We start from the raw sequence: 25666 nt of genomic DNA, 5'->3' as shown, positions 1-25666 counted from the left end.
CTTATGACAGCAAGCGATCGAGCGATTTATCCCACTGATCAAAAAAGCCGTTCGGCCAATGACTCAGCCGCCCATCAGCGGAAATCTTTGGTTGTTCGTGAGAAGGTTCGACGGCGCCCATCGGGCGATGAAAGAAATTTAGTCCCACTTGCTCTGGCGAGAGCACCCCCTCCTTCACGGCAATTCTGATGCCATTCAGAAGATGGTCGCTATGGGTCTCTACTATAATGGTCGTCCCTGCGGCTACCGCACGCGCTATCATTTCGCCCATGGCAGCCTGGCCTTGGGGATGCAAATGAGCCTCTGGATTTTCTACCAGAACCCAGCTACCCGCCGGCAAGGCAAGACACGCAACAACCACAGGGAGTGCATAAGTAAGTCCAAATCCGACATTGGTTGGTCGAAATGGATTGGAGCCGCTGAGACCTGCTGAACCGCCGTAACTATAGTCAAGCTGAACAAAGTCGGTCCGCGGCACTTCGGCAACATTGAGACTTACGCCAGGACTGAAGACCTGCATCCAAGCGTTGGTCTGTGACAGCAAGCCAGGAGCCATTTCGGCCGGATGCCGGAGCCGCTCTGGTACAGGAGCATCCCGAAACGCATTGAGATAATGTGCAGTAAATTCTCCGCGCGTGCCAAGAAAGCGGCGCTCGCTTACGACATGATATGATTTGGGATAACTGACGTTCGGGCTGGCTCTATCAGCCCTCAAATACTGAAAATTATTGCCAAAGAGTCCCCCATCAAAGTTTCCAGCAAACATTCCGTACTTGGGCGAGGTCGCAAAGTGCAAGACATCACCCTCAGGAGCGTATGCGACCTCCCACTCCCAAGGCGTTCGCCCATCGTGCATACCTATACGGATAACGTCATCCTCGTGCTGATCGTGAAGGAGGTCAGATCCCGTTCCCAACTCAACGAGTTCGCCATTGAGCAAGAAGCCCTTCGAGTCAAGAAAACCAGCATCGCGAGACTGCCTGACCAACGCTAGCGCCTGAAGCGCGGTGCTCTTGCCCGCACCGTTTAAACCAGCCAGTACAGTGAGCGGCCGAAGAGGAAGCGCAAGGTCCTTGAACGCTTTGAAATTGTGGAGCGCCAAAAGGTCAGCCACGCGCCACCTCCTGAAATACTCGCTCCATTGCCATGAATCGGTAGCGAACTTTGGCAATATCGCCTGTACCCTGCGAAATTGAGCTCTCGAATACTCTATCTTGCATTAAGACCATCATTCGCGCGCGTATTTCGGTGGCTCTGTCAACACATCGCCGCCGCTCAGAGTCCGCCAGCGAAGCTATCGCCACTGAAACAGTTTCGAACAGCGCCTTGTTTATGGGCATGCGCGCGTCTTGCTCGCGATAGCGCTTTCGAAACGCATCATCTCCAAAGATCTCCGCTGCTGTATTCATCACAGCAACGAACTCCTCCCCCAAACGATCGAGCTTACGACGGCTCAGAGTATTTATTTGACGCATAGCATCACCAAGGAAGCGATCAAAATCGTACGCTCTAAACTCCTCAGGCTCATTCAAACGAAAAGCGACGAAACGTAGCACCATTTCTCGATCAGCCATTCGTTCGTCGCGTATGCTGTACGTGGTTGCGACCTTGAACGCATCGCTTGCTGCCAAATCCCTAAGGAAATTTCTGGCCTGACCGGGAATGAGCGCATGACGCAATTCTTGGCTGGAGAGAGGTAATCCGCCAGTGTTGATGCGAGCGAAGATATTGAATTTTACTTCTTGCGGCGTGCCATGCCTAATCAAATGAACAACCAGCTCAGTTTCACGAAGGCGGCGCTTTAGTCGCGCAGGCAGATCATCATAAACCATGCCATTGAACGAATTTCCCAGATACTCCAGACCACTCAAACGTAGCGGAGCTTCTTCTATCAATTCAGGCGAAATGAAGCGCGTAATGGTGGTTAGCCGCTGGATACCATCCACAATCGCCCAATTCTCTTGTTCATCCTCCGCCGCATAAAGTGTAGGAAGCGGAATTCTCAATAAAAGAGATTCGATCAAACGACTCTGTTGGCGATCGGTCCAAATCCCTCTCCGACGCTAAAAGTCGGGCTCAAGATCGATTGCATCAGCGGCAATCCTAGACAGCAGCAAATCTATCGTCATCGACCTTGTAGCGACGTCTATGTCATCGGGGTTGAACGGTTCGCCGATAGCTACGTCTTCGAGGAGAGGCCGAGCCTCTACCTCGATGCCGCTCGCCTCGCCAAATGAGGTGCTCTCTTCCAGAGCCACTTTCACGTCGCTAGTCATCGCAATCTCCGCCGGGTCTTCAATAGCCCAGGTCCTAGATTCTAGCCAGCTATTCAATCCAACATTGAAAGGTCGACGCTCAGCCCGCAAGGCAAGCTCCCACCTCGGCAAGCGGAGCGACCTATATTTCTTAGGTAGGAACTCAAGAGCACTAAACTATCCGTTCACCCACATCTGCGAGCAAGGTTCAGGCGACCAAAGCGGACCACACCTGCGCCCATACGTCCCGCTAAGCTTACCTCCGATCAGCTTCTGACGGACGCGTCACTCAAGTGGACCTCGGTTGCCGCCCTTTTCCAGCTATGCTCGCCCCGGTAGCATCGCCGGGGCATGCCGTTGAGCACGACCAAACAACCGACCCGAAACCTCATCATCTGCTCTGACGGCACCGGCAGCGAGATCTCGGAGAACATCTCCAAATCCTGAAGCTCTATCGCCTGCCTCCGGGCAAGACCGACAGGACACAGCCCGCGGCAGATGCTGCCCGGCATCCCTACGTCGGCCCGGTGTCCGGCACTGGTAAACAACACCCCTCGCGCGTTAACCGTGCATTAACCAACGCAGCCTAGCCTGCGGTAATCGTCCAGCCATCATTAGCTCGAAATGCCGTCCCGGTTCGCTCCAGGAGAAGCGCCGATGTGCGTTGCATTGTTGACGTATGCCGATCTCAGTGCCCGCCTCGATATCTCCCGAGAGGCCGCGCGTTCGCTTGCGCGACGCCGCCGGTTGCCGCGCTCGCGGTCGGAGGACGGCAAGGCCCTGGTGAGGGTTGATTTCGCAGAGCTCCGCTACACGCCCCGCCCACGACGCATCCGCCGGGCAGACCCGATCGATGCCTCCCTGGCGAAGATCGAGGCGATCAAGATCCAGGCCTTCAAGGCGGAGGTGGCGCGGCTCGAGGCCGTCGCAACCGCCTACAGGGCAGTGTTCGAGCGCGAGCGCGAACGTGCCGATCGCCTGGCGGTCGAACTGACGCAGGCGGCCGCCGAGACGACCGCCGCCAATGCGTGGGCGGCACGACTGGAAGACGAAGTGGCGGTTCTCCAGGCCGGTCGCGGGGCGGGCGGCACGATCGCGGGACAAGCCGCGCTCCGATTGGGACATCTGGCCGCTGCGATCGTGCAGGCGGACCGCGCGGCTCGCAGGTAGCACTCGAGACTCATCTCCATCCCCGGCTTGCCGGAGCAATCACGAGGGAAGTATGACTGGCACCACCGATATCCACGAAATGAAGGCCCGCATTGTCGTGTTTGGCGTCGGCGGCGCCGGCGGCAATGCGGTCAACAACATGATCACGGCCGGGCTGCAAGGGGTCGAGTTCGTGGTCGCCAACACCGACGCGCAGGCGCTGGCAATGTCGAAGGCGAGGCGCCTGATCCAGCTCGGCACAAAGGTGACCGCAGGCCTCGGCGCCGGCTCGCAGCCGGAATTGGGACGCGCCGCAGCCGAAGAGGCAATCGACACGATCCGCGATCAATTGACCGGCGCGCACATGGTGTTCGTGACGGCCGGCATGGGCGGCGGCACCGGCACCGGGGCTGCCCCCATCGTCGCCAGGACCGCGCGCGAGCTCGGCATCCTCACGATCGGCGTGGTCACCAAGCCATTCTACTTCGAGGGCCAGCGCCGCATGCGCTTTGCCGAAGCCGGCATCGAGGAATTGCTGAAGACGGTCGACACGCTCCTGATCATCCCGAACCAGAACCTGTTCCGGGTGGCCAGCGAGAAGACCACATTCGCCGATGCCTTCGCCCTTGCCGACCAGGTGCTTTATTCCGGCGTCGCCTGCATCAGCGACCTCATCGTCAAGGAAGGCCTGATCAATCTCGATTTTGCCGACGTCCTCTCCGTCATGAAGGAGAAGGGCAAGGCCATGATGGGACGGGGCGAGGCTTCCGGCGAGAAGCGCGTGCTTGCCGCCGCTGTCGCCGCGATCTCCAATCCATTGATCGAGAATCCCTCGATCAAGCGCGCCAGTGGCCTCATCATCTCCATCACCGGCGGCAAGGATCTCATGCTGTACGAGGTCGACGAAGCCGCGACCCGCATTCGCGACGAGGCCGACCCGGACGCCAACATCATCGTCGGCGCGTCGTTTGATGACAGCCTCGAAGGCATCGTCCGCGTCTCCGTGGTCGCAACCGGAATCGATAATCTCGACCCGGCGCAGCAGTCGCAACCGGTGGAAACCGCACTCACGCAGCTCGCCGGCAGGCTGCGCAATGACGGCCGCCGTATCGCCGATCGCATCGAGCGCAGTGCGCCCCTTGCGCAGGTCGAAAGCCCGCCGCTCCGGCCGCAGCCGCACCACCCGGTGGGGCCGCCGGCAAGGCCGAGCCTGGAACATGCACGCCACGCGGCCGACCGGCCGCTCGATCCTTACGGCCGCAGCGCTGCGCGCAATGCGCCCGACGAGGCCGTTCTCGATATCCCGGCCTTCCTGCGCCGCGCCGCCAACTGAGCGGTCGCAGGAGGGGAGTTAATCGTCTCCAATGCCGGACATGGACCGCTGCCAGGCGGCTCCAAAGCGCGATGAAATCAGGTTCGGTCGGAGGTCCACCTCGCCCCAGCGGGGAGAGGTCGGATTGCTATGGCGCGCAATTGCGCGCCTGAGCAATCCGGGTGAGGGCCCGCTGCGCTCGGTGAGACCGGATCCCTCACCCGGATCGCATCTTTCGATGCGCTCCGACCTCTCCCTACGGGAGAGGTGGTCTGAGCTCTCGGCTTGCATCGAATCAAACAATATCATCAGCTTGTGCCGGCGCATGCCGTCGGCGCGCTGGCGCTGCCGACGGGAATTTCATCGGCAACTCAGAACCGCCAGATCTGCAGACAAGCTTCTTGAGCCGCGCGGCGCGCCGATTGTTCACGCTGCCGTGCTGCGCGGGCTCTCCGCTGTTTCCTTCTTGTCCGTCTCCTTGTCGCGAGACAGCCACGCCGGAAAACGAAGCAGGCGTTCGTTGCTGTCTTTCGGCAGCTCGATGGCAGCTTCGTCGGCCGAACTCGGGAGGTCGAGCGCGACGTGCCCTGTTCGCACCGCATCGGCGCGCTGATCCAGTTCGCGCAACAGGGGATCGAGCACGCTGTCGATTTCGGTCGCCACCGACACCAGGAAACTATTGAGCTCGCGCGCCTCGGGCACGACGGCCGCAGCCGATTCGATCGCCTTGGAGAGGCCATCGACGACGGGCGCAAACGCGCCGGCGGCCTGCTTGACTCGGGTTTTGATCGCTTCGATCTCGACCAAGACGCGCTCACGCTCCCGCCTTTTCTTCTCCTCCGAAAGGCGGGCTTCAATTTCGGCGATCTGGGCCGTCAGGGTCGTGGCTTCGGATGCGAGTGCATCGCGTCTTCCGCGCGCGCGCTCGAGATCGCGGCTGAGATTGTCCACTAAGTCGTCCTTTCCAAACATGGCTTTGCTCCGTACGACAGCCGTTTTGGTCCGTAGGACGGCCGTGGCGCGAACCGCCAGCCTGGCAAGCTCAGCAAAGGCTGGACGGGCCGAAACAGGCATCAACTTCGGTCGCGTCACATGGGCCGACATGGTGATCCCCCACTCCTCCACATTAGGCGTCGGCATGGTTAACAAGTGGTTAATGTCAACAGAAGATAAATGAGGCACCACGCCGGCGGCGCCGGCTTCGTCTCCTCGCTGCCATCCATTTCCGCTATACTGCGGTCGCATCACCCGGAGGCGCATCCCATGGAGCATGCAGCCAGCACCGACCGCAAACCCGAGCCGAAAAACCTCGTCATCTGCTGTGACGGCACCGGCAACGAGATCAGCGAGAACATCTCCAACGTCCTGAAGCTCTATCGCTGCCTGCGCAAGACCGACAAGACGCAGCCGCGGCAGATGGTGTTTTACGATCCGGGAGTCGGCACGGTGACGGAGCCGACGACGTGGCATCGCTGGAAGGCCAATATCAACATGGTGCTGGGGCTCGCCACCGGCTATGGGCTCGATGAGAACGTGCTCAGCGCCTATTGCTTCCTGGTTCAGCATTACGCAGCCGGAGACAAGATCTACCTGTTCGGCTTCTCGCGCGGCGCCTATACCGTGCGGGTGCTGGCGGGGCTGATCCACAAGGTCGGGCTGATCTCGCCGGAGCAGGTGAACCTCGCAGGCAGCGGCCTCATCGCCTACAAACAATATTCCGGCACCGGGCGCGGCAACGACGTCGAGGACCTCAGCGATGTCACTTTCGACGAGCAGGGGCCGCTGCCGAAAGACCAATTCGACCTCGCCGCGCAGTTCGCGCGCATCACCTCGACGCGCTGGCCGACCATCCACTTCGTCGGCGTCTGGGACACGGTGGCGAGCGTGATCGTGCCGCGCGCCGACCGGCTGTATTGGCCGAGCTTCGAGGAGCTCGCCTTCACGCTGCGCAATCCCAGCGTCAAAATCTTCCGGCAGGCGATCGCGATCGACGAGCGGCGCTGCATGTTCCGCCTCAAGGCGTATGACGCGCCGCAGGAGTTCTGGAGCAATCGCTATGTGCCGGACGAGAAGAAGGTGCCGCAGGACATTCTGCAGGTGTGGTTCGCCGGCGTGCATGGCGATGTCGGCGGCAGCTATCCGGAAGCCGAGAGCGGACAGTCGAAATATCCGCTGCTGTGGATGATCGAGGAGGCCGCAAAGGCGGGGCTGAACTTCAACCCGCGCACGGTGAACCAGCTCGCCTTCGGCATCCAGCGCAAGAACTCGCCGTTCAGCTATGTCGCGCCCGCTTTTACCGGGAAGACGGGCGAGCTGCACGATTCCATGACGCTCGCCTGGCGGCTGCTGGAATATTTGCCGAAGCGCGCGAAATACCGGGAATGGCCGGAGCGGAAGGTGGTGCTCGGCTTCTACATTCCCGATTGCGAGCCGCGCGTCATTCCGGAAGGCGCGCATGTGCATGAGAGCGTGGTGAAGCGGATGGCGGTGGAGCCGGACTATCGGCCGGTGAATCTGCCGAAGGATTTTGTGACGGTGCCGATGCCGACAGGGCCGGGGATGGAGGTGGCGGCGGGGGCGGAGGAGATCGTGACAGGGTGATGGGAGAGCCGCGCTCTCTTACCCTCCCCTGGAGGGGTAAGCACCCGCTACCTTCGCTTTCTTTCTTTGCCGCTACTTTTCGTTAAAATTCTCAAGCCTGCTTTAGCGGGATCGCATGATCTGCCGGCCATCATTGGAACCGATCGCCGCGAGACAGCGGAGCTGGAGGAGACGTGCCGCACTATCCGCGCAAATATGCCCGCGTGAAACCTTCGGGATTGGTGTCGCGCCAGGCCAAGATCATCACCGACCCGCGCGCGCCGGTGATTCCCTGCACGCTGATCGACTATTCGCCCGGCGGGGCCTGCGTCGATCTCGGCGGGCAGGTGAGCATTCCCGATCGGTTCGAGCTCTTGCACGTCAACACCAAGAAGCGCTGCCGTATCGCGTGGAAGCGCGGCACGCGGGTGGGCGTGGTGTTCTAGGGCCGAACACCGAGATGCCCCGCTTACCCTCCCCTGGAGGGTAAGAGCCGCGCTACGTCCGCATCCTGGCCTTGGTGCCCGCGACGATCTGCATGGCGACACCGCCGATCCAGCCGAGCAGAGCGAGCCAGGTCCAGGCGATGTGCGGATCGAGGCGGAGCACGATGACGGCGACCGAAGCGAGCGCGGTGAGCGTGGCGCAGAGCGTGCCGGCCGAACTCAAAAACTCCGCGGCGTCGATCTGGCTGTGCGCCTCGTCGAACGGCATTTGCGGCGTGTCGATGCCGATATAGAAGCCGATGAAGCCGAGCACCATCATCAGCAGCAAGAACCCCTGCGTGGTGAGCGTGGGGATCGCCGATCCCACATAGGCGCCGACGAACAATCCGCACGCCGCGCCCGCCATCGCAAGACCCACGCGCTCGAACACATGGGCAGTTTTGCGAACACCAAAACGCATGGCCGGCCTCCGTGAGCCGTTGAGGGGACGGAGGTTAGGCCAGTTTTGCGGGAGGTGGAAGGTGAGCGGGGTTACGGATGCGTGAGTTTACTCCCCCGCACGCCGCGCCGCACGCGGGGAGAGGTGAAGAAATCACCGCGCCCCGAACGTGGTCCTGCCGAACAGCGCCTTTTGCGTCGAGGGCTGCGAGCGCCAATATTGCGGCGGGGCTTCGACTTCGCCGCCGAGCTCGGCGGCCGCGTGCCAGGCCCAGCGCGGGTCGTAGAGCATGCCGCGGGCGAGCGCGACCATGTCGGCCTTGCCGGATGCGACGATCTCCTCGGCTTGCCTGGCTTCGCTGATCAGGCCGACGGCGATGGTCGGCAATTCGGTGTCGCGCTTGATCGCCTCTGCGAACTGCACCTGATAGCCGGGGCCGAGCGGAATCTTCTGAAGCGGCGAGACGCCGCCGGAGGAGGCATCGATCCAGTCGACGCCGCGCGCCTTCAGCGCTTTCGCGAATGCGATGGTCTGCGCCAGGTCCCAGCCGCCCTCGACCCAGTCGGTCGACGACACCCGCATGCCGACCGGCTTGTCGGCGGGGAATGCTGCGCGCACCGCATCGAACACCTCCAGCGGAAACCGCATGCGGTTTTCGAGGCTGCCGCCATATTCGTCGGTGCGCCGGTTCGAGATCGGCGACAGGAACTGATGCAGGAGATAGCCGTGCGCGCCGTGCACCTCGATCGCGTCGACGCCGAGGCGGGCGGCGCGCTTTGCTGAGTCGGCGAAGGCGTTGCGGATGCGCTTGAGGCCCGCGGCGTCGAGCGCCAGCGGCGCGGCCTCGCCCTCCTTGTGCGGCACGGCCGACGGCGCAACCGTCTGCCAGCCGCCGTGTTCAACCGGAATCAGCTGGCCGCCCTCCCAGGGCCGCGCGCTCGAGGCTTTGCGGCCGGCATGGGCGAGCTGCATCGCGATGGCCGTGGAGGAATATTTGCGCACCGAATTGAGGATCGGCTTCAAGGCCGCTTCGCAGGCGTCGCTGTAGAGCCCGAGACAGCCCGGCGTGATGCGGCCGATCGCCTCGACATGCGTCGCCTCTATGCAGAACATCGCCGCGCCCGACAGGCTGAGATTGTTGATGTGGGTGAAGTGCCAGTCGGTGGCGACGCCGTCGTCGGCCGAATACTGGCACATCGGCGACACCACGACGCGGTTCTTCAACGTCAGGCCGCGCAGCTTGATCGGGGAAAACAGGACGGACATGCGGGGAGGTTCCGAAGGATGGAGGGGCAATGGCAGGAGTGTAGTGACCGACGTGCGGATTGCTAGGCGCGCGGCGGAATGGCGGATAGTGATGCCACGCATTGCGCTGTTGGCTCGGTGCGAGCCCGCCTCCGCATCGGCAATGAGGGGGAGAGACCGCCGGCTACTCCACAAGCGTAAACTGCAGCAGCAGCGTCCGCTGGAGCATCGAGAAATTGTCGTCGGAGATCAGGGTCAGCACGGTCTCGCCCCCGGCCGTGACGTGGGCGTCGATGCCCTCCATGTTGTCGATCTCGTGGCCGAGATCGGCGGCGAACAGCGTGAGGCCGTCGACCAGCGCACCCGGCGCGATTGCCTTGAGCGGGATCGCGCGGATGCGGATGTTGACGCCGGTGAACCAGGAGAATTTGCGCTCGAGGATGAGGAGATCGCCCGAGGGCAGCAGCACGGCGTCGCTGATGTCAAAATTTTCGGAGCGCCGCACGCTGAACTGGCCCGGCGTCGGGCCGCCGATCAGGAAGGCTATGAGGTTGCCGTCGGCATCGAGCCCCCGCTCTGAGAAGGCGATCAGCGTGCCGGCGAGCGGCTGGCTCTGGCCTTGCCCTCTCGGCACCATGACCATCGCCTCCAGCCCCTTGTTGGAGGGCAGCTTGCGCAACGCCGGCGGCACCGCAATCACCTCGCCGCGGGCGCGGGTGCCGCCCTTGGCGAAATCGTAGCGCAGGATCTGGTTAACGCGCTCGAGGCCGACATAGACGAGGTTGCCGTCGCGCGCGAGCGCCTCGGTGTCGTACCAGAGCCGCTTGTCCGTGATCGGCCGCCCGTCCGCACCGAGCAGCGGCGCGGCCTCGACGTCTGCGAGCCCAACCATCTCGCGGCCGGAATAGCGGATGGCACCGGTGAACCAGCCGCCCTGGTCGGAGATCGCGAGGAAGCGTTCACCTTTGTTGTCGAGGAAGCGGATACCGGACAGGCCGCCAAAACCGCGATAGGGCGAGGTCAGCACCAAGCCGCTGCGAAAATCCAGCGAGCCGAAGCGCGTGCGCGCGCGGTCGCGCGGCTCGAAATTGGGGATGGTGCGCGCGTTGACCTCGACGCTGACGGGCGCGGCGACGGCGTGATCGAGGTGGAGCGCGCGCGGCGGCGGCTCGGTCGCGGGCTGCAATTGCGCCTGCGCTCGCGCCAATCGCGGCATCGTCAGAATGGAAAATCCCGCCGCCGCGTGGCCGAGAAAGCTGCGGCGGGATGAAGCTGCGCTCACGAATGCAGTTTGCGGCGCAGCCGGCTGGCCGGCTGGCTTGGCGCGGTGTTGGTCTCGCTGAAGAGTTCGGCGAGCTTCTCGGTGATGGCGCCGCCGAGCTCCTCGGCGTCCACGATCGTCACCGCGCGGCGGTAATAGCGCGTCACATCATGGCCGATGCCGATCGCGATCAGCTCGACCGGTGAGCGGGTCTCGATCTCCTCGATGATGTGGCGCAGGTGCCGCTCGAGATAGTTGCCGGGATTGACCGACAGCGTGGAATCGTCGACCGGCGCGCCGTCCGAGATCATCATCAGGATCTTGCGCTGCTCGGCCCTCCCCAAGAGGCGCTTGTGCGCCCAGTCCAGCGCCTCGCCGTCGATGTTCTCCTTGAGGAGCCCCTCGCGCATCATCAGGCCGAGATTTTTCCGCGCACGACGCCAGGGGGCGTCGGCGGATTTGTAGATGATGTGGCGAAGATCGTTGAGGCGGCCGGGATTGGCGGGCTTGCCGGCGGCAAGCCAGGCCTCGCGCGATTGCCCGCCCTTCCAGGCGCGCGTGGTGAAGCCCAAAATCTCGACCTTGACGCCGCAACGCTCCAGCGTGCGGGCGAGGATGTCGGCGCAGGTGGCGGCGACCGTGATCGGACGTCCGCGCATCGAGCCGGAATTGTCGAGCAGCAGCGTCACCACGGTATCGCGGAACGTCGCCTCCTTCTCGTGCATGAAGGACAGCGGGTGATAGGGATCGGTGACCACGCGCGACAGCCGCGCGGGATCCAGGATGCCCTCTTCGAGATCGAACTCCCAGGCGCGGTTCTGCTGCGCCATCAGGCGGCGCTGCAGGCGGTTTGCGAGGCGGGCAACAATGCCTTGCAGGTGCGCGAGCTGCTTGTCGAGATAGGCGCGCAGCCGCTCCAGTTCGTCATGGTCGCAGAGGTCTTCGGCGGCGATGACCTCGTCGAATTTCGGCGCAAACGCATGGTATTCCGGCCCGCGCGGCTCGTTGGCTCCGCGCGAATTCGGCCGCGTCGCCTCGCCCGGCGTCTCATCGTCGCCGAGCTCGCCGTCGTCGAAGGTGTCCGAGGTCGAGGCCTGCGCGCTCTCCATCGCGCTCTCGCTCATCTCCTCCGACGTCGCCTCGGCCTGATCGGCGCTCATCTCCTGCGCGGCGTCGGAATCGGGCGAGCCTTCGGCGCCGGACTGGTCGTTGTCGCCGTCCTGGTTCTCGTCGTTCTCGTCATTGTCCTCGGTGTCGGCGTTGCGTTCGTCGCCGAGCTCGAGCGCCGACAAGAGATCGTGCACGGCATCGCCGAACCGGGTCTGGTCCTCGAGCACGCCGTCGAGCCGGTCGAGCCGCTTGCCGATCTTGTCTTCGAGAATGGGACGCCAGAGGTCGACCATCTTCCTGGCGGCCGCCGGCGGCGCCATGCCGGTCAGGCGCTCGCGTACCAGCATCGCCAGCGCGTCCGCCAGCGGTGCATCGGCGCGGTCGGTGATCTCGTCGAACTTGCCGCGATGGAAGTGATCGTCGAGCATCGCGGTGAGGTTTTTCGCAACGCCCGCCATGCGGCGCGCGCCGATTGCCTCGACCCGCGCCTGCTCCACCGCCTCGAACACGCCGCGCGCCTGCGGATTGCCGGGCATCAGCTTGCGATGCACTTTCGGATCGTGACAGGCGAGCTTGAGCGCGATGGAATCAGCGTGGCCGCGCACGACCGCGGCGTCCCGCTTGGTCATCTTGCGCGCAGGCTCGGGCAGCCGCGCCTTGCCGGGCGCAAGGCCCGGGCGCTCAGCGGCGAAGGAGACGTCGAGCTCGGGCGTCTTCGCGATCGCCTTGAGACAGGAGGCGACCGAGCGCTTGAACGGCTCGGTGGGCGCTTCCTTGCTGCTGCGGAATTTGGAGTTGGAGGTGGTCATCTCACCCTATCCGTCGTCCCGAAAGGCCGGGACGACATCTCAAACCTTTAGCTCAGCGCCACGTTCACCGCCGATTCCGGCAGCTCCGCATTGAAGCAGCGCTGGTAGAACTCGGCGACAAGCGGACGCTCGAGCTCATCACATTTGTTGAGGAAGGTGACGCGGAAGGCAAAGCCGATGTCGCCGAAGATGTCGGAGTTTTCCGCCCAGGTGATCACCGTGCGCGGGCTCATCACCGTCGACAGATCGCCGTTGGCGAAGGCGTTGCGGGTGAGGTCAGCGAGACGCACCATCTTGTTGACGATGTCGCGGCCCTCCTGGGAGCGATAGTGCTTGGCCTTGGCCAGCACGATCTCCACTTCCTCGTCGTGGCTGAGATAGTTCAGCGTGGTGACGATCGACCAGCGGTCCATCTGGCCCTGGTTGATCTGCTGGGTGCCGTGATAGAGGCCGGAGGTATCGCCGAGGCCGACGGTGTTCGCCGTGGCGAACAGCCGGAACGCCGGATGCGGCTTGATCACCTTGTTCTGGTCGAGCAGGGTCAGGCGCCCCGAGACCTCGAGCACGCGCTGGATCACGAACATCACGTCCGGGCGGCCTGCGTCGTATTCGTCGAACACCAGCGCGACGTTGTTCTGCAGCGCCCAGGGCAAAATGCCGTCGCGGAATTCGGTGACCTGCTTGCCGTCGCGGACCACGATGGAGTCCTTGCCGACCAGGTCGATACGGCTGATGTGGCTGTCGAGGTTGACGCGCACGCAGGGCCAGTTCAGCCGCGCGGCGACCTGCTCGATATGGGTGGATTTGCCGGTGCCATGATAGCCGGTCACCATCACGCGGCGGTTGCGGGCAAAGCCGGCGAGAATGGCAAGCGTGGTGGCGCGGTCGAAGCGGTAGTCGGAATCGACTTCGGGCACGTGAGGATCGACTTCGGAATAGGCCGGGACTTCGAGATCGCTGTCGATCCCGAACACCTGGCGCACCGACACCTTCATGTCGGGCAGACCGGAAACTTCCTCAACTTTGGACAGAGCGGCGGTCGTCATCAATCCTCCGAGGTCCCGGGCGGTCCCGAAACCGGTTATTTGCACGTTGGCTGCGGCTGGGTGCTGAAAATCAACCTATCAGAGACAACGAGCGGGCAGAAGCCCGCCCACTTATCAAAGTTCCATTGTCTTTTCATTTAGATAGGCAAGGAACGCAGTTTTTGGAGGGCTGCCTTGCGAATCATGCTCGAATTTCGGGCGGTTGACCCCTCTGCCGGCGCGGACGCCACTGTTGCCGCATGCACTGACCCATGTAGGGTCTGACTTCCAGTGCTCCAGTCCACCATCGAGACGACGTGACATCCTTCCTCGATCCCCTCATCGCCTTCGTCTCGGCCCATGCGTGGCTGGCCTATCTGACCCTGTTTCTCGCCGCGCTGCTCGAAGCGGTGCCGGTGGTGGGATCGGTGATCCCCGGCTCGACCATCATCCTGGCACTGAGCGCGCTGGTTCCGGGCGGCGAGCTGAAGCTGCCATGGGTGTTGCTGGCGGCCGCACTCGGGGCAGTGCTCGGCGACGGATCGGCCTATTGGATCGGGCACCGGCGGCAGCGCGAGATCCTCAACACCTGGCCGCTGACCAGCTACCCGCGCGTGGTCGAGCAGAGCGAGAATTTTTTCCATCGCTTCGGCACCTGGGCGGTGTTCTTCGCCCGTTTCGTGCCCCCGGTCCGCGCCTTCGTGCCTGTTACCGCCGGCGCGCTCGGCATGGCGCCGGCGAAATTCTACGCGGTCAACATCCCGGCGATCCTGGCCTGGGCGCCCGCGCATGTGCTGCCCGGCGTGCTGGCGGTCTCAGCGCTCCACGAATATGCCGGGCTGCATCATCACGGCCATATCGGCAAGCACATCTGGATTTTGACCGTAATGGCCGTGGCGATCGTGGTGGGCGTAACGGTGTGGTTCTCCCGCCGCCGGCACGGCGGCGGCGTCGCGAAGGCCAAGCCTCGGGAATAGGGGCCGCCAAGCTCTCCGCCCTCATCCTGAGGGCGCGCGAAGCGGGCGCCTCGAAGGATGGCCGCGGGCGAGAGGCGGGCCTTCATGGTTCGAGACGCGCGCGAAGGGCGCGCTCCTCAGCATGAGGGTCTAGATTTAGCTCCTGGGCTCAGCTCCCGCCCGCCGTCCCGGTGCCGGTCCCACATACCTTGCCCTTGGCCTGATCAGCTTGCCGAACTGCAATTGCTCGCTGGAATGGGCGATCCAGCCGACGCTGCGGGCCATGGCGAACAGAGCGAGCTCGCTGCCGGCGGGCAGGCGCAGGGCATGCACGAGCACGGCGAGTGCATAGTCGATGTTGACGAACTCGCCGGTCGCTTCCGCGATCCGCTCCGGCACCTCGCGGGTGAACTTCCGCGGTGCGCCTGCGCGCGACAAGGCATTGAGCAGCGATTGCGCGCGGGGATCGCCGCGCTTGTAGACGCCATGGCCGAAGCCGGCAAAGCGCTCGCCGAGCGCGACGCGCTCGCGCACCATCGGCTCGACGTCGCGATCGATCAGCGTTTTCACGAGCTGCGAGGCCAGCACGCCGGCGCCGCCATGCTTGGGCCCTTTGAGCGCGGCGAGCCCGGCGATCACCGAGTCGTAGAGATTGAGGCCGGTCGATGCGGCACAGCGCGCTGTGAAGGTGGAGGCGTTCAGTTCATGGTCGGCAAGCAGCACGAGCGCGCGGCGGATCAGATCGCTCGCGTGCTTGTTGTCCGCGGCCCACGCCTTCGCAACCTGCTGATGCAGCGGCTCGGCCGACGGCTCGGCATTGAGCATGGTCGCGACCAGCAGGCGGACGATGCGCGCGCCGACCATGGCACGGCCATCGGGCGCGCGGGTGAAGGCGCGGGGATCGGCGCTCGCGGCCAGCGCGAGCACCGCAATGGCGCGGTCGATCGGCGCGGCGCGACGCGCGGCTTGCCCGATCATGCGCATCTCCTCGGAGAGGAGCGGCTGATTCTCCTGATCGAACGGATCGACGCCGGAGACGTCCCACAGCAGCGTCGCCGTATGCTCGAGCGTGTCGTTCTCGGCGAGATCGACGCAATTCACCCCGCGGTAGATCGCGCCGTCCTCGGTGATGGTCGAGATCTCCGTGTCCATCACCGGCAAATCGGCGTCGAAGCTGCGCAGGCCCCTGGGCTCCGGCGACGGCACCCGGCGCTCCTTGAGCGCGCGGACGTCCTCGGCCCGGTAGCGATTTTTTCGCGAATCCTGCGTCGGCTCGGAGCGGATCAGACCGCGGCTGACATAGGCATAGAGCGTGGCCGGCGAGATCGCGAGCTCGGCGGCGGCTTCCCGGGCGGAGAGGTAGAGCTCGTTGGAATTTTTCATATTGATTTATGTAATCAAGATTGATCAATCTGTCGACAGGTCTGACCTTCCCCTGCATCAAACGGGAGATTGGGCCATGAACATCCACCTCACCAAAAGCCAGATCGGACTGGACGGCGTTCCCGCCGCTGAGACCGTGCTGAGCCATGTCGACGGCGAGCGCGGCGAGCTGATCATCGCCGGCGAGCATGTCGGCAGTCTCGCCGCCAGATCGAGTTTTGAGGGCGTCACCGCCCGGCTCTGGAACGGCGCCAACAAGACCAGCTTAAGCGAGGCCGATGTGCGGGCGAGCCTGGGGGCCGCGCGGGAGCGCGCCTTCGCGCGATTGCCGGACCTGTTGCCGGCAACCCGCGGCATGGGCATCGTCGACGGGTTTCGTGCGGCCGTCGCGGGCCTTCGCGCCGAACACGGCCTGGAGCATGAAGCAACTATCGTCGGCGCGTTTCCGGTGATTGCGGGCGCGCTGGCCCGCCGCGCCGGGGGGCTCGAGCCGGTGGCGCCCGATCCCAGCATGAGCCACGCCGCCGACACGCTGCGCATGCTGCACGGGCGGGCGCCTGCAACGCGCGAGGTCACCGCGCTCGATGCGTATCTCGTCACCGTCTGCGACCACGGCATGAATGCCTCGACCTTCACGACGCGCGTGGTGGCCTCGACGCAAGCCGATCTGTTCGCCGCCGTAACCGCGGGCTATTGCGCGCTCACCGGCCCCTTGCATGGCGGCGCGCCGGAGCCCGTGCTGGAAATGCTCGACGCGATCGGCTCGCGCGAACGCATCCAGAGCTGGGTCGACGCGGCACTGGCACGCGGCGAGCGGATGATGGGCTTTGGTCACCGCGTCTATCGCGTCCGCGACCCGCGTGCCGACGTGCTGAAGACCGCGATCGAGGCCCTGGCTTCCAACGGCGCCGACCTGCCCTTTGCCGGCGAGGTCGAAGCCTATATCCGCAGCGCGCTGCGCAAGAAGAATCCGGACCGGCCGCTGGAGACCAATGTCGAGTTCTTCACCGCCATCCTGCTCGATGCACTCGCGATTCCGAGGCAGGCCTTCACGCCGATCTTCGCGGTGGCGCGCGCGGCAGGATGGACCGCGCATGCGCGCGAGCAGCAGCGCACGGGACGGCTGATCCGGCCGAGTTCGTCCTATGTGGGCGCCATGCCGAAGGCTCCAGCGCCTAAAGACTAAAAGACTAAGGGAAAGGCGACAGCGGAGCTCCCACTCCGCTGTCGTGCGGGCGAAGTCCTGATCTATGCTGGTTGACGAGATCTGCACGTCCCGGGCGAGCACTGTGGAACGTATACGCGGCCGGCGAATTAGCTGATCTGGCCCGTAGAGGAACGCGATGCTGGACTTGCTTGGACATTCGGACGAGGCCAGGATCGGCGAGATCGCGAGGCAAGCAGCGAGCAGGAGCGCTGCCGGCGGGGATTCCGAGAGGCGATTCCGGGACTTGCTCCAGGCGCTGCCCGCCGCGATCTACACCACCGACGCAGAGGGCCGCATCACCTTCTTCAATCAAGCCTGCATCGAGTTCGCCGGACGCACGCCAAAGATCGGCGAGATGTGGTGCGTGACATGGAAGCTCTATCTGCCGGACGGCACGCCGCTTCCCCACGATGAGTGCCCCATGGCCGTCGCGCTCAAGCAGAACCGGCCGGTGCGCGACGTCGAGGCTGTGGCCGAACGGCCGGACGGCTCAAGGATTTGCTTCATGCCGTATCCGACGCCGCTCCGCGACGAAGGCGGCCGCCTGGTCGGCGCGGTGAACATGCTGGTCGACATCACGGCTCGCAAGCAGGCCGAGCAGCGGATGATGCTCCTGGCTTACGAGGTCGATCATCGTTCGAACAATCTGCTGGCGGTGACCCAGGCGATGCTGCGGCTGACGAAGGCCGAGACCGCTGCAGAATTCCAGGCCGCGTTTCAAGGCCGGCTCAGCGCGCTTGCCAATGTGCAGAGGCTGTTCTCGGAATCGCGCTGGACCGGTGCGAGTCTGAAGACCATCGTCGAAGAGGAACTCCGGCCCTACGCAGGCGCAGACGGCGAACGTATCAGCATCGCTGGAGACGACCTCCGGCTGCCGGCGACGCTCGCCCAATCGATCGCGGTCGCCGTGCACGAACTTGCGACCAACGCCGCCAAATACGGGGCGCTGTCGACGCCTTCGGGCACGCTGGAGATCCGCTGGGAGACCAATGGTGCAGACCCTCTCGTACTGCACTGGTCAGAGCGCGGCGGTCCCCCGGTCAACGAACCGCCGACGCGCAAGGGCTTTGGCATCGGCGCGGTCGATGGCATCATCCGGACCTTGCGCGGGAGGATCACCCGGCGGTGGAAGCCGGAAGGGCTGGTGTGCCAGATGGCGTTCCCGGACGTCACCAAGTAAGCGCGACCAGATCCGGATGCATCGTCATCGCGCTTTGTCATCGCGCTTTAGACTGTCGCCAAAGCAAAGCCTCTGAAGGCCGATGCACGCATTCCTGAATGCACTAGGCCTCGCGGACCACCGTCTTCAGGTAATTATACGCCTTGATGATCTCGATCAAACGGTCTTCGGTAGAGCGGTCGCCGCCGTTGGCGTCGGGATGATGCTGCTTCACCAGCGCCTTGTACTTGCTCTTGACGTCGGCGAGGGTGGACTCGGGTCCGAGGCCCATGACCTGGAGCGCCTTGCGCTCAGCGTTCATGATCTTGCGCGTCTCGGCCTTGGGCGGGGCTTGCGGGCCGCCGCGCCAGTTGGCGCGGCCGTTGAGCTCCTGGAACATGCTGAACGGATCGAAGGCGCTGTCGATCTCCGCCTCCGCGCCTTTCTTGACGCCGCCATTAGCGCCCATCTTCCAAGTCGGGCGGTGGCCGGTCAGCGCATCCTTCTGGTAGCGCGCGACCGCGTCGGCATTCATGCCGGAGAAGAAATTGTAGTTCTGATTGTACTCGCGCACGTGGTTCAGGCAGAAGTGCCAGTACTCACGCTGATTGTCGCGACCCTTGGGCGCACGATGCGCGCCCTTGTTCTGACACCCGGTCCATTCGCAATTGACCACGGTGTCGCGCGGCTTCACTTCCGGCTGCTTGCCCCGCGGCTTGACCCGGATGGAGTCGAAGAACTTTGATGAATCGATCGGCATGGCTGACTTTGACTACGCAATGCAAAAACCTTCAAGTCTTGACATTGCAATTAGCTTGAAACCCGTAGCCGAAGTTTCACTTCGGCCTTTTCAGAACGGGCCACCAGAGGCGGCCTATGGTGTTGACGGAGTGCGATCGCGTCCCTTAATGGCTCACATGGCTATCAGAGACGTTATCAGCAACAAGTTGCAGGAAGCTTTCACGCCAGAGAGCCTGCAAGTCGTCGACGAGTCCCATTTGCATGAGGGCCACGCCGGCCATCGGCCGAGCGGCGAGACGCACTTCCGTGTGTATATCGTATCTGCCGCCTTCAAAGGGAAGGGCCGGGTCGATCGCCACCGCATGATAAATTCGGCGTTGGCCGCGGAACTCGCTGGCGGCGTGCATGCGCTCGCGATCCACGCGCAGGCGCCGGGGGAAGGGTGATTTGCTTACCCTCCCCTCCAGGGACCTCCAGGGAGGGTAAGCGAGGTCAAAACGAAGTTCCGGCCCTTCGCGGCTTGGCTTCCTCCAGCTCGGCCTCCCGCGGCACCGGTGAAATACGGAGCGCGGTGATGCGGTTGCGTTCGCGGCGGAGGACGCGGAAGCGGAAGCCGTGGAAGGTGAAGCTCTGGCCGCGGTCGGGGATCGAACGCGCCTCGTGGATGACGAGGCCCGCGACCGTGGTTGCCTCTTCGTCGGGGAGGTGCCAGTCAAGCGCGCGGTTGAGATCGCGGATCGGCACCGAGCCGTCGACCACGACAGAGCCGTCGGGCTGGCGGCGCACGCCCGCGACCACGACGTCATGCTCGTCGGCGATGTCGCCGACGATCTCCTCCAGGATGTCTTCCAGCGTCACGAGCCCTTCGACTTCGCCGTATTCGTCGACGACCAGCGCGAAATGGGTCTTGCGGCGGCGGAACGCCTTGAGCTGCTGGGATATCGGCCGCATTTCCGGCACGAACCAGGGCGGCAGCATGATGGTGGTGACGTCGATGCGCGAGGTATCGCCTTCCGACGCGCGGATTGCCCGCAACAGATCCTTGGCGTGCAGAATGCCGATAATGTTCTCCGACTTGTCGCGCCACAGCGGAATGCGGGTGTATTCGGTAGCCAGCACCTCCCGCACCAGCTCCTCCGGCGGGAGATCGGCATTGATCATCACCATCGCGGTGCGGTGAACCATCACGTCGGAGACGGTCAGCTCGCCGAGGCGGAAGACATTGTGAATGTACTCGGCTTCGCCGCTCTCGATCTTGCCGTGTACGGCCGATTCCTCAACCAGGCCCTCGATCTCGGAATCCGTCAGGATCTCGTGCTGCGAAAACTCCTGAACGCCGATCAGACGCAAGATCGCGCTCGAAGCCGTGTTGAGACACCAGCTCAGCGGGTAGAACACCAGGTAGGAGACATGAAGCGGATACGCAATCCACTGCGACACCGGCACCGGCTCCCTGATCGCAAGCGTCTTCGGCACCTGTTCGCCGATGATGATGTGCAGCGAGGAGAAAACCAGAAAACCCGCCACGAACGAGGTGAAGTGCAGCGTCGCCTCCGACAGTCCGAGCGGATGGAGGATCGGGCTCAGCAGCGCAGAAACGGTCGGCTCACCAATCCAGCCAAGACCAAGGGAGGCCATGGTAATGCCGAGCTGGCAGCAGGCGAGATAGGATTCGATATTCCCCATCATCGTCTGCAACAGGCGTGCGCCGAAGCGGTTCTGCTCGACCATTGCCTTGACGCGAAAGCCACGGCTCTTCACGAGGGCAAATTCGGCCGCCACGTAAAATGCGTTGGCAGCAAGCAGGAGGACAGCAAGCAGCAGATTGATGGAGATCGAACTCATGTTTGCCTCGCGACCGCCTCGGCGTTCCGCGCCGTTTCGCGGGCGGCAGATCCAATCGATCCCGCCATCACTGCGCTAATTTCGACTGCAGGAAATCGCGCACCAGCGTCGGCTCGACGTCCTTCGCAATCACGGCGCGCCCGACCGCCTCCAGCAGAATGAAGGTGAGCTTGCCGCGCTTGACTTTCTTGTCCTGCGCCATCAGCGCCATCAGCGCGTCGGCGTCGGCAAGGCCTTCCTGCGCAAAACCCGCGATGTCCTGCAAGCGCGTCGGCAGGCCGGCTTCGACCAGATGCCGCTCGACGCGCGCCGCATCGGCCTCTCCGATCTTGCCGAGCCGGGCCGAGAACTGCGCCGCTAGCGTCATGCCGATCGCGACGCCCTCGCCGTGGAACAGGCGGTCCGAGAAGCCGGTCGCCGCCTCCAGCGCATGACCGAAGGTATGGCCGAGATTGAGCAGCGCGCGTTCGCCGGTCTCGCGCTCGTCGCGCGCGACGATTGCGGCCTTGGCGCGGCACGACGTCGCGATCGCATGCTCGCGCGCCGAGCCGCCCCTGAAGATATCGGCATGGTTCTTCTCCAGCCAGGTGAAGAAGGCGTCGTCGCCGAGCACGCCATATTTGGCGACCTCGGCATAGCCGGCGCGGAATTGCCGCGGCGACAGCGTGTCGAGCACGGCGGTGTCGGCGATGACAAGGACCGGCTGGTGGAAGGCGCCGAGCAGATTCTTGCCCTGCGGCGAGTTGATGCCGGTCTTGCCGCCGACGCTGGAATCGACCTGCGCCAAGAGCGAGGTCGGCACCTGCACGAAATCGACGCCGCGGCGCAGGATCGCCGCGGCAAAGCCGGCGAGATCGCCCACCACGCCGCCGCCGAGCGCGATGACGAGATCGTTGCGCTCAATTTTTGCGGCGATCAGGGCCTCGCTGACCTTTTCCAGGCCCGCATAGGTTTTGGAGATCTCGCCTTCCTCGACCACGATGCGCGAGGTCGGAATGCCGGCTGCGGCAAGCGACGCCTCGGCGGGCTCGAGCCAGTGCTTTGCGACGGTGCGGTCGGTCACAACGGCGGTACGCACGCCGGGGCGCAAGCGCGCGACGCGCTCGCCGAGCGAGGCCAGCACGCCGCGGCCGATGACGATGCCATAGGCGCGGTCACCGAGCGCGACATCGACATTGACAGGATCGGAATGCTTCAAAGGCGCAGTCATCGTACGGCACTCGCAAGGTCTGCAGGTGGCACGCCGCAGAGATGGGCATGCAGGGTCTCGATGCATTCCTCGACGATCTTGTCGTGCGGCACGTCGCGCGAGGCGATGGTGAGGTCGGCATGGCGATAGACCGGTTCGCGTTCGGTGAGCAGGCGCGTCACGGTTCCTTCGGGATCGGCGGTCTGGAGCAGCGGGCGATCGGCACGGCGCCGCACGCGGCGCATGATGACGTCGTGGTCGGCCTTGAGCCAGATCGAGACCGCTTTCGCGGCGATGCGCGCGCGCGTCTCCTCGCGCATGAACGCGCCGCCACCGGTCGCGAGCACGATCGGTCCGCCGTCCAGCAGCCGCGCGATCACGCGGGCCTCGCCGTCGCGGAAATGAGGCTCGCCGTGGCGCTCGAAGATTTCCGGTATGCTCATGCCGGCCGCCGCCTCGATCTCGGTGTCGGCATCGACGAAGGGCAACTTGAGCCGCGCCGCCATGCGGCGGCCGATGGTGGATTTGCCCACCCCCATCATCCCGACAAGCACGATCGAGCGCGCCCCGAGCGCCGACAGGATGTCGGCCTCAGGCGAACCGGGTATCGGCAGCGCGGCGTCGGACATGGATCTCGCTCGATCTGCCGCCAAGGCGGCATGCTTTCGCCACCTATACGACCCCGCAGGGGGCCTCGCCAGAGGACTCTTGCCACGAAACGGCGAACATGTTGGATGATTTCATTGGTTAATTTGCCCGCCAAGACCGCTATCGAGACCCTTTGCCGATGCCCAGCCTGTTCCGCTTCCTGACGGTCCTCGCCGTGATCGCCGGCATCGTCTATGGCGCGGTCTTCGCGCTGGCAAACTTCGTCAGTCCGAAGCCGCGGGAAATGACGGTGACGATCCCGCCTGATAAGTTTCTCAAGAAATAGCAGCTAGGCTTTGGGCATGCGCACCAAACCCTCCGACACCCGGCTCACCGGCCTGTTCCTCGACATGCTCGCGGCGGAACAGGGCGCCGGGCCCAACACGCTCGACGCCTACCGCCGCGACCTCACCGATCTCTCGGAATTTCTGGGCCGCGTCGGCCACACTTTCGCGGATGCGGAGACGCAAACGCTGCGCGATTATCTCGCCGATCTCGATGCCCGCGGCTTCAAATCCACCAGCGTCGCGCGGCGGCTGTCGGCGATGCGGCATCTGTTCCGCTTTCTCCTCAACGAGCGCATCCGTACCGAGGATCCCGCAGCGATCCTGTCGGGGCCGAAGCGCGGCCGCGGCCTGCCGAAAGTGCTGTCGATTGCGGATGTCGACCGCATGCTCCGCCGCGCCAAGGAATTGAGCGAGGCGGCAGATGCCTCGCCCTCGAAACGGCTGCGCAGCTTGCGGCTCTATTGCCTGCTCGAGGTGCTCTACGCCACCGGCCTACGCGTCTCCGAGTTGGTGGCACTGCCGCGCTCGGCGGCCAAGCGCGATGCGCGCATGATCGTGGTGCGCGGCAAGGGCAATAAGGAGCGCCTGGCGCCGCTCAACGAAGCCTCGCGGCAGGCGATGGCGGATTATCTCGCGGCGATGGAAGCTGCAAAGGCTGACAAGAAGAACAGCGTGGCTGCTTCGAAATGGCTGTTCCCCTCATTCGGCGAGAGCGGACATCTGACCCGACAGCATTTCGCGCGCGACTTGAAGGAACTCGCGGTCGCCTCCGGGCTTCAGGCCCGTCTGGTCTCCCCGCACGTGCTGCGCCACGCCTTCGCCAGCCATCTCCTCCACAACGGCGCCGATTTGCGCATCGTGCAGACCCTGCTCGGCCACACCGACATCTCGACGACCCAGATCTACACCCACGTGGTAAAGGAGCGGCTGAAGAGCCTGGTGCGCGACCTGCATCCACTGGCGGAGAAGTAATCTTGCGTGCCCCCGCCGCGGCGCAGCGTGAAACGGTGCGCCGCTGAGCTGGGCCCCACGCCTCTTGCCGGGTCCCGGCTCAGCGCTACAGCGCGCTGCAGCGCGTCCGGGACACGAGAGTCCAACCCCGGCGATGGCGAAACCGCCTTGACTTCGGCCACATCTCCGCAGAAAGAGCCGGGGCTTCACGAGTGATTTGGCTTGCGGCCCACGAGCACACAAGCCAAGCCATTGAAGAATCTACAGTTCTTTCCGCGACCGCAACCTCGCTTCGCTTCTCCAGCCCCGTCCGCCTATATTGAGTTGATGCCAGACCAGATGCGCAGCTATCTCGACTTCGAAAAGCCCGTCGCCGAGCTCGACTCCAAGGTCGACGAGTTGCGCACGCTCGCAGCTTCCGGCACCGACATCGCCGAGGAGATCGGGCGGATCGAGGACAAGGCGTCGCAAGCGCTGGCCGACCTCTATGCGAACCTGACGCCGTGGCAGAAGACGCTGGTGGCGCGGCACCCGCAGCGGCCGCATTTCAACGACTTCATCAAGGGCCTGATCACCGAGTTCACGCCGCTAGCCGGCGACCGCAAATTCGGCGAGGACGAGGCGCTGGTCGCCGGCTTCGGCCGCTTCCGCGGCGAGCCGATCTGCGTGATGGGCCAGGAAAAAGGCGATTCAACCGAGAGCCGCATCCGGCACAATTTCGGCATGGCGCGGCCCGAAGGCTATCGCAAATGCGTGCGGCTGATGGAGATGGCCGAGCGGTTCGGTCTGCCGGTGCTGTCGCTCGCCGATTCCGCCGGCGCCTATCCCGGCATCGGCGCCGAAGAGCGGGGACAAGCCGAGGCGATCGCGCGCTCGACGGATGCCTGCCTGGCGCTGACCGTGCCGAACGTCGCCATCATCACCGGGGAGGGCATGTCGGGCGGCGCCATCGCCATCACCACCGCCAACAAGGTGCTGATGCTGGAGCACGCGATCTACAGCGTGATCTCGCCGGAAGCCGCCTCCTCGATCCTGTGGCGCGACGGCACCAAGGCGCAGGAAGCCGCCAACAACATGAAGATCACCGCCCAGGACATGCTCCGCTTCGGCGTGATCGACAGCATTTTGAAGGAGCCGGTCGGCGGCGCCCACCGCGACCCTGCCGCCATGATCGCCACCACCGGCGATGCCATCGCCAAGGCTTTCGACGAGCTCCGCGGCCTCGACGGCGACGCCATCCGCAAGCAGCGGCGGCAGAAATTCCTCGATATCGGCCGGAAACTGGGCTGATTCGGCCCGAGAGCCCGGATGGCCCTAGTAACCCCGCGTTAACCCTTTTTTTGCCCAAATCGGCGATCTCTGTTCCAATCCGGCCGAAAGGCCCAAGTAAGGCCCAAAGTCGCGTCCATTTAGTCTTCGTTGACCATGCCACTGGGCCAACGGGCTCGTGATCCCCGCTCGGGTTGCGACCACATGACCCAGAGGTTAGAATTTTAATCAATGGCTTCAGGGCATAAGCGCTGGGGCATGATCTGAAAAGCCCGTCACGACGGGTCTGGTTCGCCGGTCAGATCATGCTCCAAACGATTGGGGTCGCGCTTTCTGCCCGGCACGGTGTGGGGTCCATCTTGATTTCTCGTTCGCTTGCTCGGGCGCTCTTGGCTTCGGT

The 25666-nt window shown here is 64.1% G+C and carries 25 protein-coding genes; 11 read left to right on the top strand and 14 right to left on the bottom strand.

Features of this window, described 5'->3' with window-relative positions; genetic code table 11:
• Position 1: 1 nt before the first annotated feature.
• From IVA87_RS08505 to IVA87_RS08495, 3 genes are read right to left on the bottom strand one after another with little or no spacing between them, the layout of a single operon-like run.
• The gene (locus tag IVA87_RS08505; protein ID WP_247297892.1) at positions 2-1114 is read right to left on the bottom strand and encodes a DUF3696 domain-containing protein; all 1113 of its coding nucleotides are present in this window, start codon (positions 1112-1114) and stop codon (positions 2-4) included.
• Positions 1107-2051 carry a DUF262 domain-containing protein gene (locus IVA87_RS08500; RefSeq protein ID WP_346658347.1) on the bottom strand — a complete coding sequence of 315 codons (945 nt, stop codon included), beginning with the start codon at positions 2049-2051 and terminating at the stop codon, positions 1107-1109. The genes IVA87_RS08505 and IVA87_RS08500 overlap by 8 nt, the downstream gene beginning before the upstream one ends.
• A 12-nt stretch (positions 2052-2063) precedes the next feature.
• A complete protein-coding gene (locus IVA87_RS08495; RefSeq protein ID WP_247333321.1) occupies positions 2064-2276 on the bottom strand; it encodes a hypothetical protein in 213 nt (70 codons plus the stop codon).
• 636 nt (positions 2277-2912) lie between these two features.
• Here IVA87_RS08495 and IVA87_RS08490 point away from each other — a divergent pair.
• Entirely contained in the window at positions 2913-3425 is a 513-nt protein-coding gene (locus tag IVA87_RS08490; protein WP_247333320.1) for a hypothetical protein, read from the top strand.
• Positions 3426-3477: 52 nt separating this feature from the next.
• Positions 3478-4737 carry a cell division protein FtsZ gene (gene ftsZ, locus IVA87_RS08485; RefSeq protein ID WP_346657724.1) on the top strand — a complete coding sequence of 420 codons (1260 nt, stop codon included), beginning with the start codon at positions 3478-3480 and terminating at the stop codon, positions 4735-4737.
• 405 nt (positions 4738-5142) lie between these two features.
• Here the strand turns inward: ftsZ and IVA87_RS08480 are convergent, their stop codons facing one another.
• Complete coding sequence (locus IVA87_RS08480; protein ID WP_247297885.1) at positions 5143-5820, bottom strand: hypothetical protein; 678 nt, start codon at positions 5818-5820, stop codon at positions 5143-5145.
• Between the two features lie 159 nt (positions 5821-5979).
• Between IVA87_RS08480 and IVA87_RS08475 the strand changes: the two genes are divergently transcribed.
• The gene (locus tag IVA87_RS08475) at positions 5980-7317 is read left to right on the top strand and encodes a DUF2235 domain-containing protein (RefSeq protein WP_247298013.1); all 1338 of its coding nucleotides are present in this window, start codon (positions 5980-5982) and stop codon (positions 7315-7317) included.
• A gap of 173 nt (positions 7318-7490) precedes the next feature.
• On the top strand, positions 7491-7742 hold the full coding sequence (locus IVA87_RS08470) for a PilZ domain-containing protein (protein ID WP_091893446.1): 252 nt from the start codon (positions 7491-7493) through the stop codon (positions 7740-7742).
• Positions 7743-7794: 52 nt separating this feature from the next.
• Here IVA87_RS08470 and IVA87_RS08465 read toward each other — a convergent pair whose 3' ends face one another.
• The 5 genes from IVA87_RS08465 to cobS all read right to left on the bottom strand — a co-directional run bounded on the left by IVA87_RS08465 (position 7795) and on the right by cobS (position 13652).
• A complete protein-coding gene (locus IVA87_RS08465) occupies positions 7795-8202 on the bottom strand; it encodes a hypothetical protein (RefSeq protein WP_247297882.1) in 408 nt (135 codons plus the stop codon).
• Between the two features lie 132 nt (positions 8203-8334).
• Entirely contained in the window at positions 8335-9447 is a 1113-nt protein-coding gene (locus IVA87_RS08460; protein WP_247297879.1) for an NADH:flavin oxidoreductase/NADH oxidase, read from the bottom strand.
• A 163-nt stretch (positions 9448-9610) separates the two neighbouring features.
• Positions 9611-10708 (bottom strand): esterase-like activity of phytase family protein, encoded by a 1098-nt coding sequence (locus IVA87_RS08455; protein ID WP_247297878.1) that lies wholly within the window; start codon positions 10706-10708, stop codon positions 9611-9613.
• Positions 10705-12606, bottom strand: coding sequence for a cobaltochelatase subunit CobT (gene cobT, locus IVA87_RS08450; RefSeq protein WP_247333319.1), 1902 nt, complete (start codon positions 12604-12606; stop codon positions 10705-10707). Before cobT ends, IVA87_RS08455 begins: the two co-directional genes overlap by 4 nt.
• A 47-nt stretch (positions 12607-12653) precedes the next feature.
• Positions 12654-13652, bottom strand: a complete 999-nt coding sequence (gene cobS / locus IVA87_RS08445) for a cobaltochelatase subunit CobS (protein WP_247276300.1) — start codon at positions 13650-13652, stop codon at positions 12654-12656.
• Positions 13653-13948: 296 nt separating this feature from the next.
• On the opposite strand from cobS, the gene IVA87_RS08440 reads away from it, so the two are divergent.
• Complete coding sequence (locus IVA87_RS08440) at positions 13949-14608, top strand: DedA family protein (protein ID WP_247297871.1); 660 nt, start codon at positions 13949-13951, stop codon at positions 14606-14608.
• A gap of 135 nt (positions 14609-14743) precedes the next feature.
• On the opposite strand, the gene IVA87_RS08435 is transcribed toward IVA87_RS08440, so the two are convergent.
• A complete protein-coding gene (locus IVA87_RS08435) occupies positions 14744-15970 on the bottom strand; it encodes a citrate synthase family protein (RefSeq protein WP_247297869.1) in 1227 nt (408 codons plus the stop codon).
• Positions 15971-16046: 76 nt separating this feature from the next.
• On the opposite strand from IVA87_RS08435, the gene IVA87_RS08430 reads away from it, so the two are divergent.
• Both IVA87_RS08430 and IVA87_RS08425 read left to right on the top strand, forming a co-directional pair.
• Complete coding sequence (locus IVA87_RS08430) at positions 16047-17156, top strand: citrate synthase/methylcitrate synthase (RefSeq protein WP_247333318.1); 1110 nt, start codon at positions 16047-16049, stop codon at positions 17154-17156.
• Between the two features lie 157 nt (positions 17157-17313).
• A complete protein-coding gene (locus IVA87_RS08425; protein WP_247297864.1) occupies positions 17314-18357 on the top strand; it encodes a sensor histidine kinase in 1044 nt (347 codons plus the stop codon).
• Between the two features lie 103 nt (positions 18358-18460).
• Here the strand turns inward: IVA87_RS08425 and IVA87_RS08420 are convergent, their stop codons facing one another.
• On the bottom strand, positions 18461-19096 hold the full coding sequence (locus tag IVA87_RS08420) for a DnaJ domain-containing protein (protein ID WP_247276295.1): 636 nt from the start codon (positions 19094-19096) through the stop codon (positions 18461-18463).
• 157 nt (positions 19097-19253) lie between these two features.
• Here IVA87_RS08420 and IVA87_RS08415 point away from each other — a divergent pair, with 157 nt between their 5' ends.
• A complete protein-coding gene (locus IVA87_RS08415) occupies positions 19254-19523 on the top strand; it encodes a BolA family protein (RefSeq protein ID WP_247298010.1) in 270 nt (89 codons plus the stop codon).
• Between the two features lie 46 nt (positions 19524-19569).
• Here the strand turns inward: IVA87_RS08415 and IVA87_RS08410 are convergent, their stop codons facing one another.
• The 3 genes from IVA87_RS08410 to IVA87_RS08400 form a co-directional block, all read right to left on the bottom strand.
• Positions 19570-20922: a hemolysin family protein gene (locus IVA87_RS08410; RefSeq protein WP_247297861.1), complete on the bottom strand. Its 1353-nt coding sequence runs from the start codon at positions 20920-20922 to the stop codon at positions 19570-19572.
• Positions 20923-20989: 67 nt separating this feature from the next.
• The gene (aroB, locus tag IVA87_RS08405) at positions 20990-22132 is read right to left on the bottom strand and encodes a 3-dehydroquinate synthase (RefSeq protein ID WP_247297858.1); all 1143 of its coding nucleotides are present in this window, start codon (positions 22130-22132) and stop codon (positions 20990-20992) included.
• Positions 22129-22740, bottom strand: coding sequence for a shikimate kinase (locus IVA87_RS08400; RefSeq protein ID WP_247297855.1), 612 nt, complete (start codon positions 22738-22740; stop codon positions 22129-22131). Before IVA87_RS08400 ends, aroB begins: the two co-directional genes overlap by 4 nt.
• A gap of 158 nt (positions 22741-22898) precedes the next feature.
• Here IVA87_RS08400 and IVA87_RS08395 point away from each other — a divergent pair, with 158 nt between their 5' ends.
• The 3 genes from IVA87_RS08395 to IVA87_RS08385 all read left to right on the top strand — a co-directional run bounded on the left by IVA87_RS08395 (position 22899) and on the right by IVA87_RS08385 (position 25287).
• Positions 22899-23045 carry a histidine kinase gene (locus IVA87_RS08395; protein WP_247276291.1) on the top strand — a complete coding sequence of 49 codons (147 nt, stop codon included), beginning with the start codon at positions 22899-22901 and terminating at the stop codon, positions 23043-23045.
• Between the two features lie 16 nt (positions 23046-23061).
• Positions 23062-24018 (top strand): site-specific tyrosine recombinase XerD, encoded by a 957-nt coding sequence (xerD, locus tag IVA87_RS08390; protein WP_247333316.1) that lies wholly within the window; start codon positions 23062-23064, stop codon positions 24016-24018.
• Between the two features lie 306 nt (positions 24019-24324).
• Complete coding sequence (locus IVA87_RS08385) at positions 24325-25287, top strand: acetyl-CoA carboxylase carboxyltransferase subunit alpha (RefSeq protein ID WP_247276289.1); 963 nt, start codon at positions 24325-24327, stop codon at positions 25285-25287.
• Positions 25288-25666 lie beyond the last annotated feature (379 nt).

It is taken from the genome of Bradyrhizobium sp. 147, assembly GCF_023073935.1.
In the GTDB taxonomy this organism is placed as follows: domain Bacteria; phylum Pseudomonadota; class Alphaproteobacteria; order Rhizobiales; family Xanthobacteraceae; genus Bradyrhizobium.
This window is presented reverse-complemented; position numbering and strand designations above follow the sequence as displayed.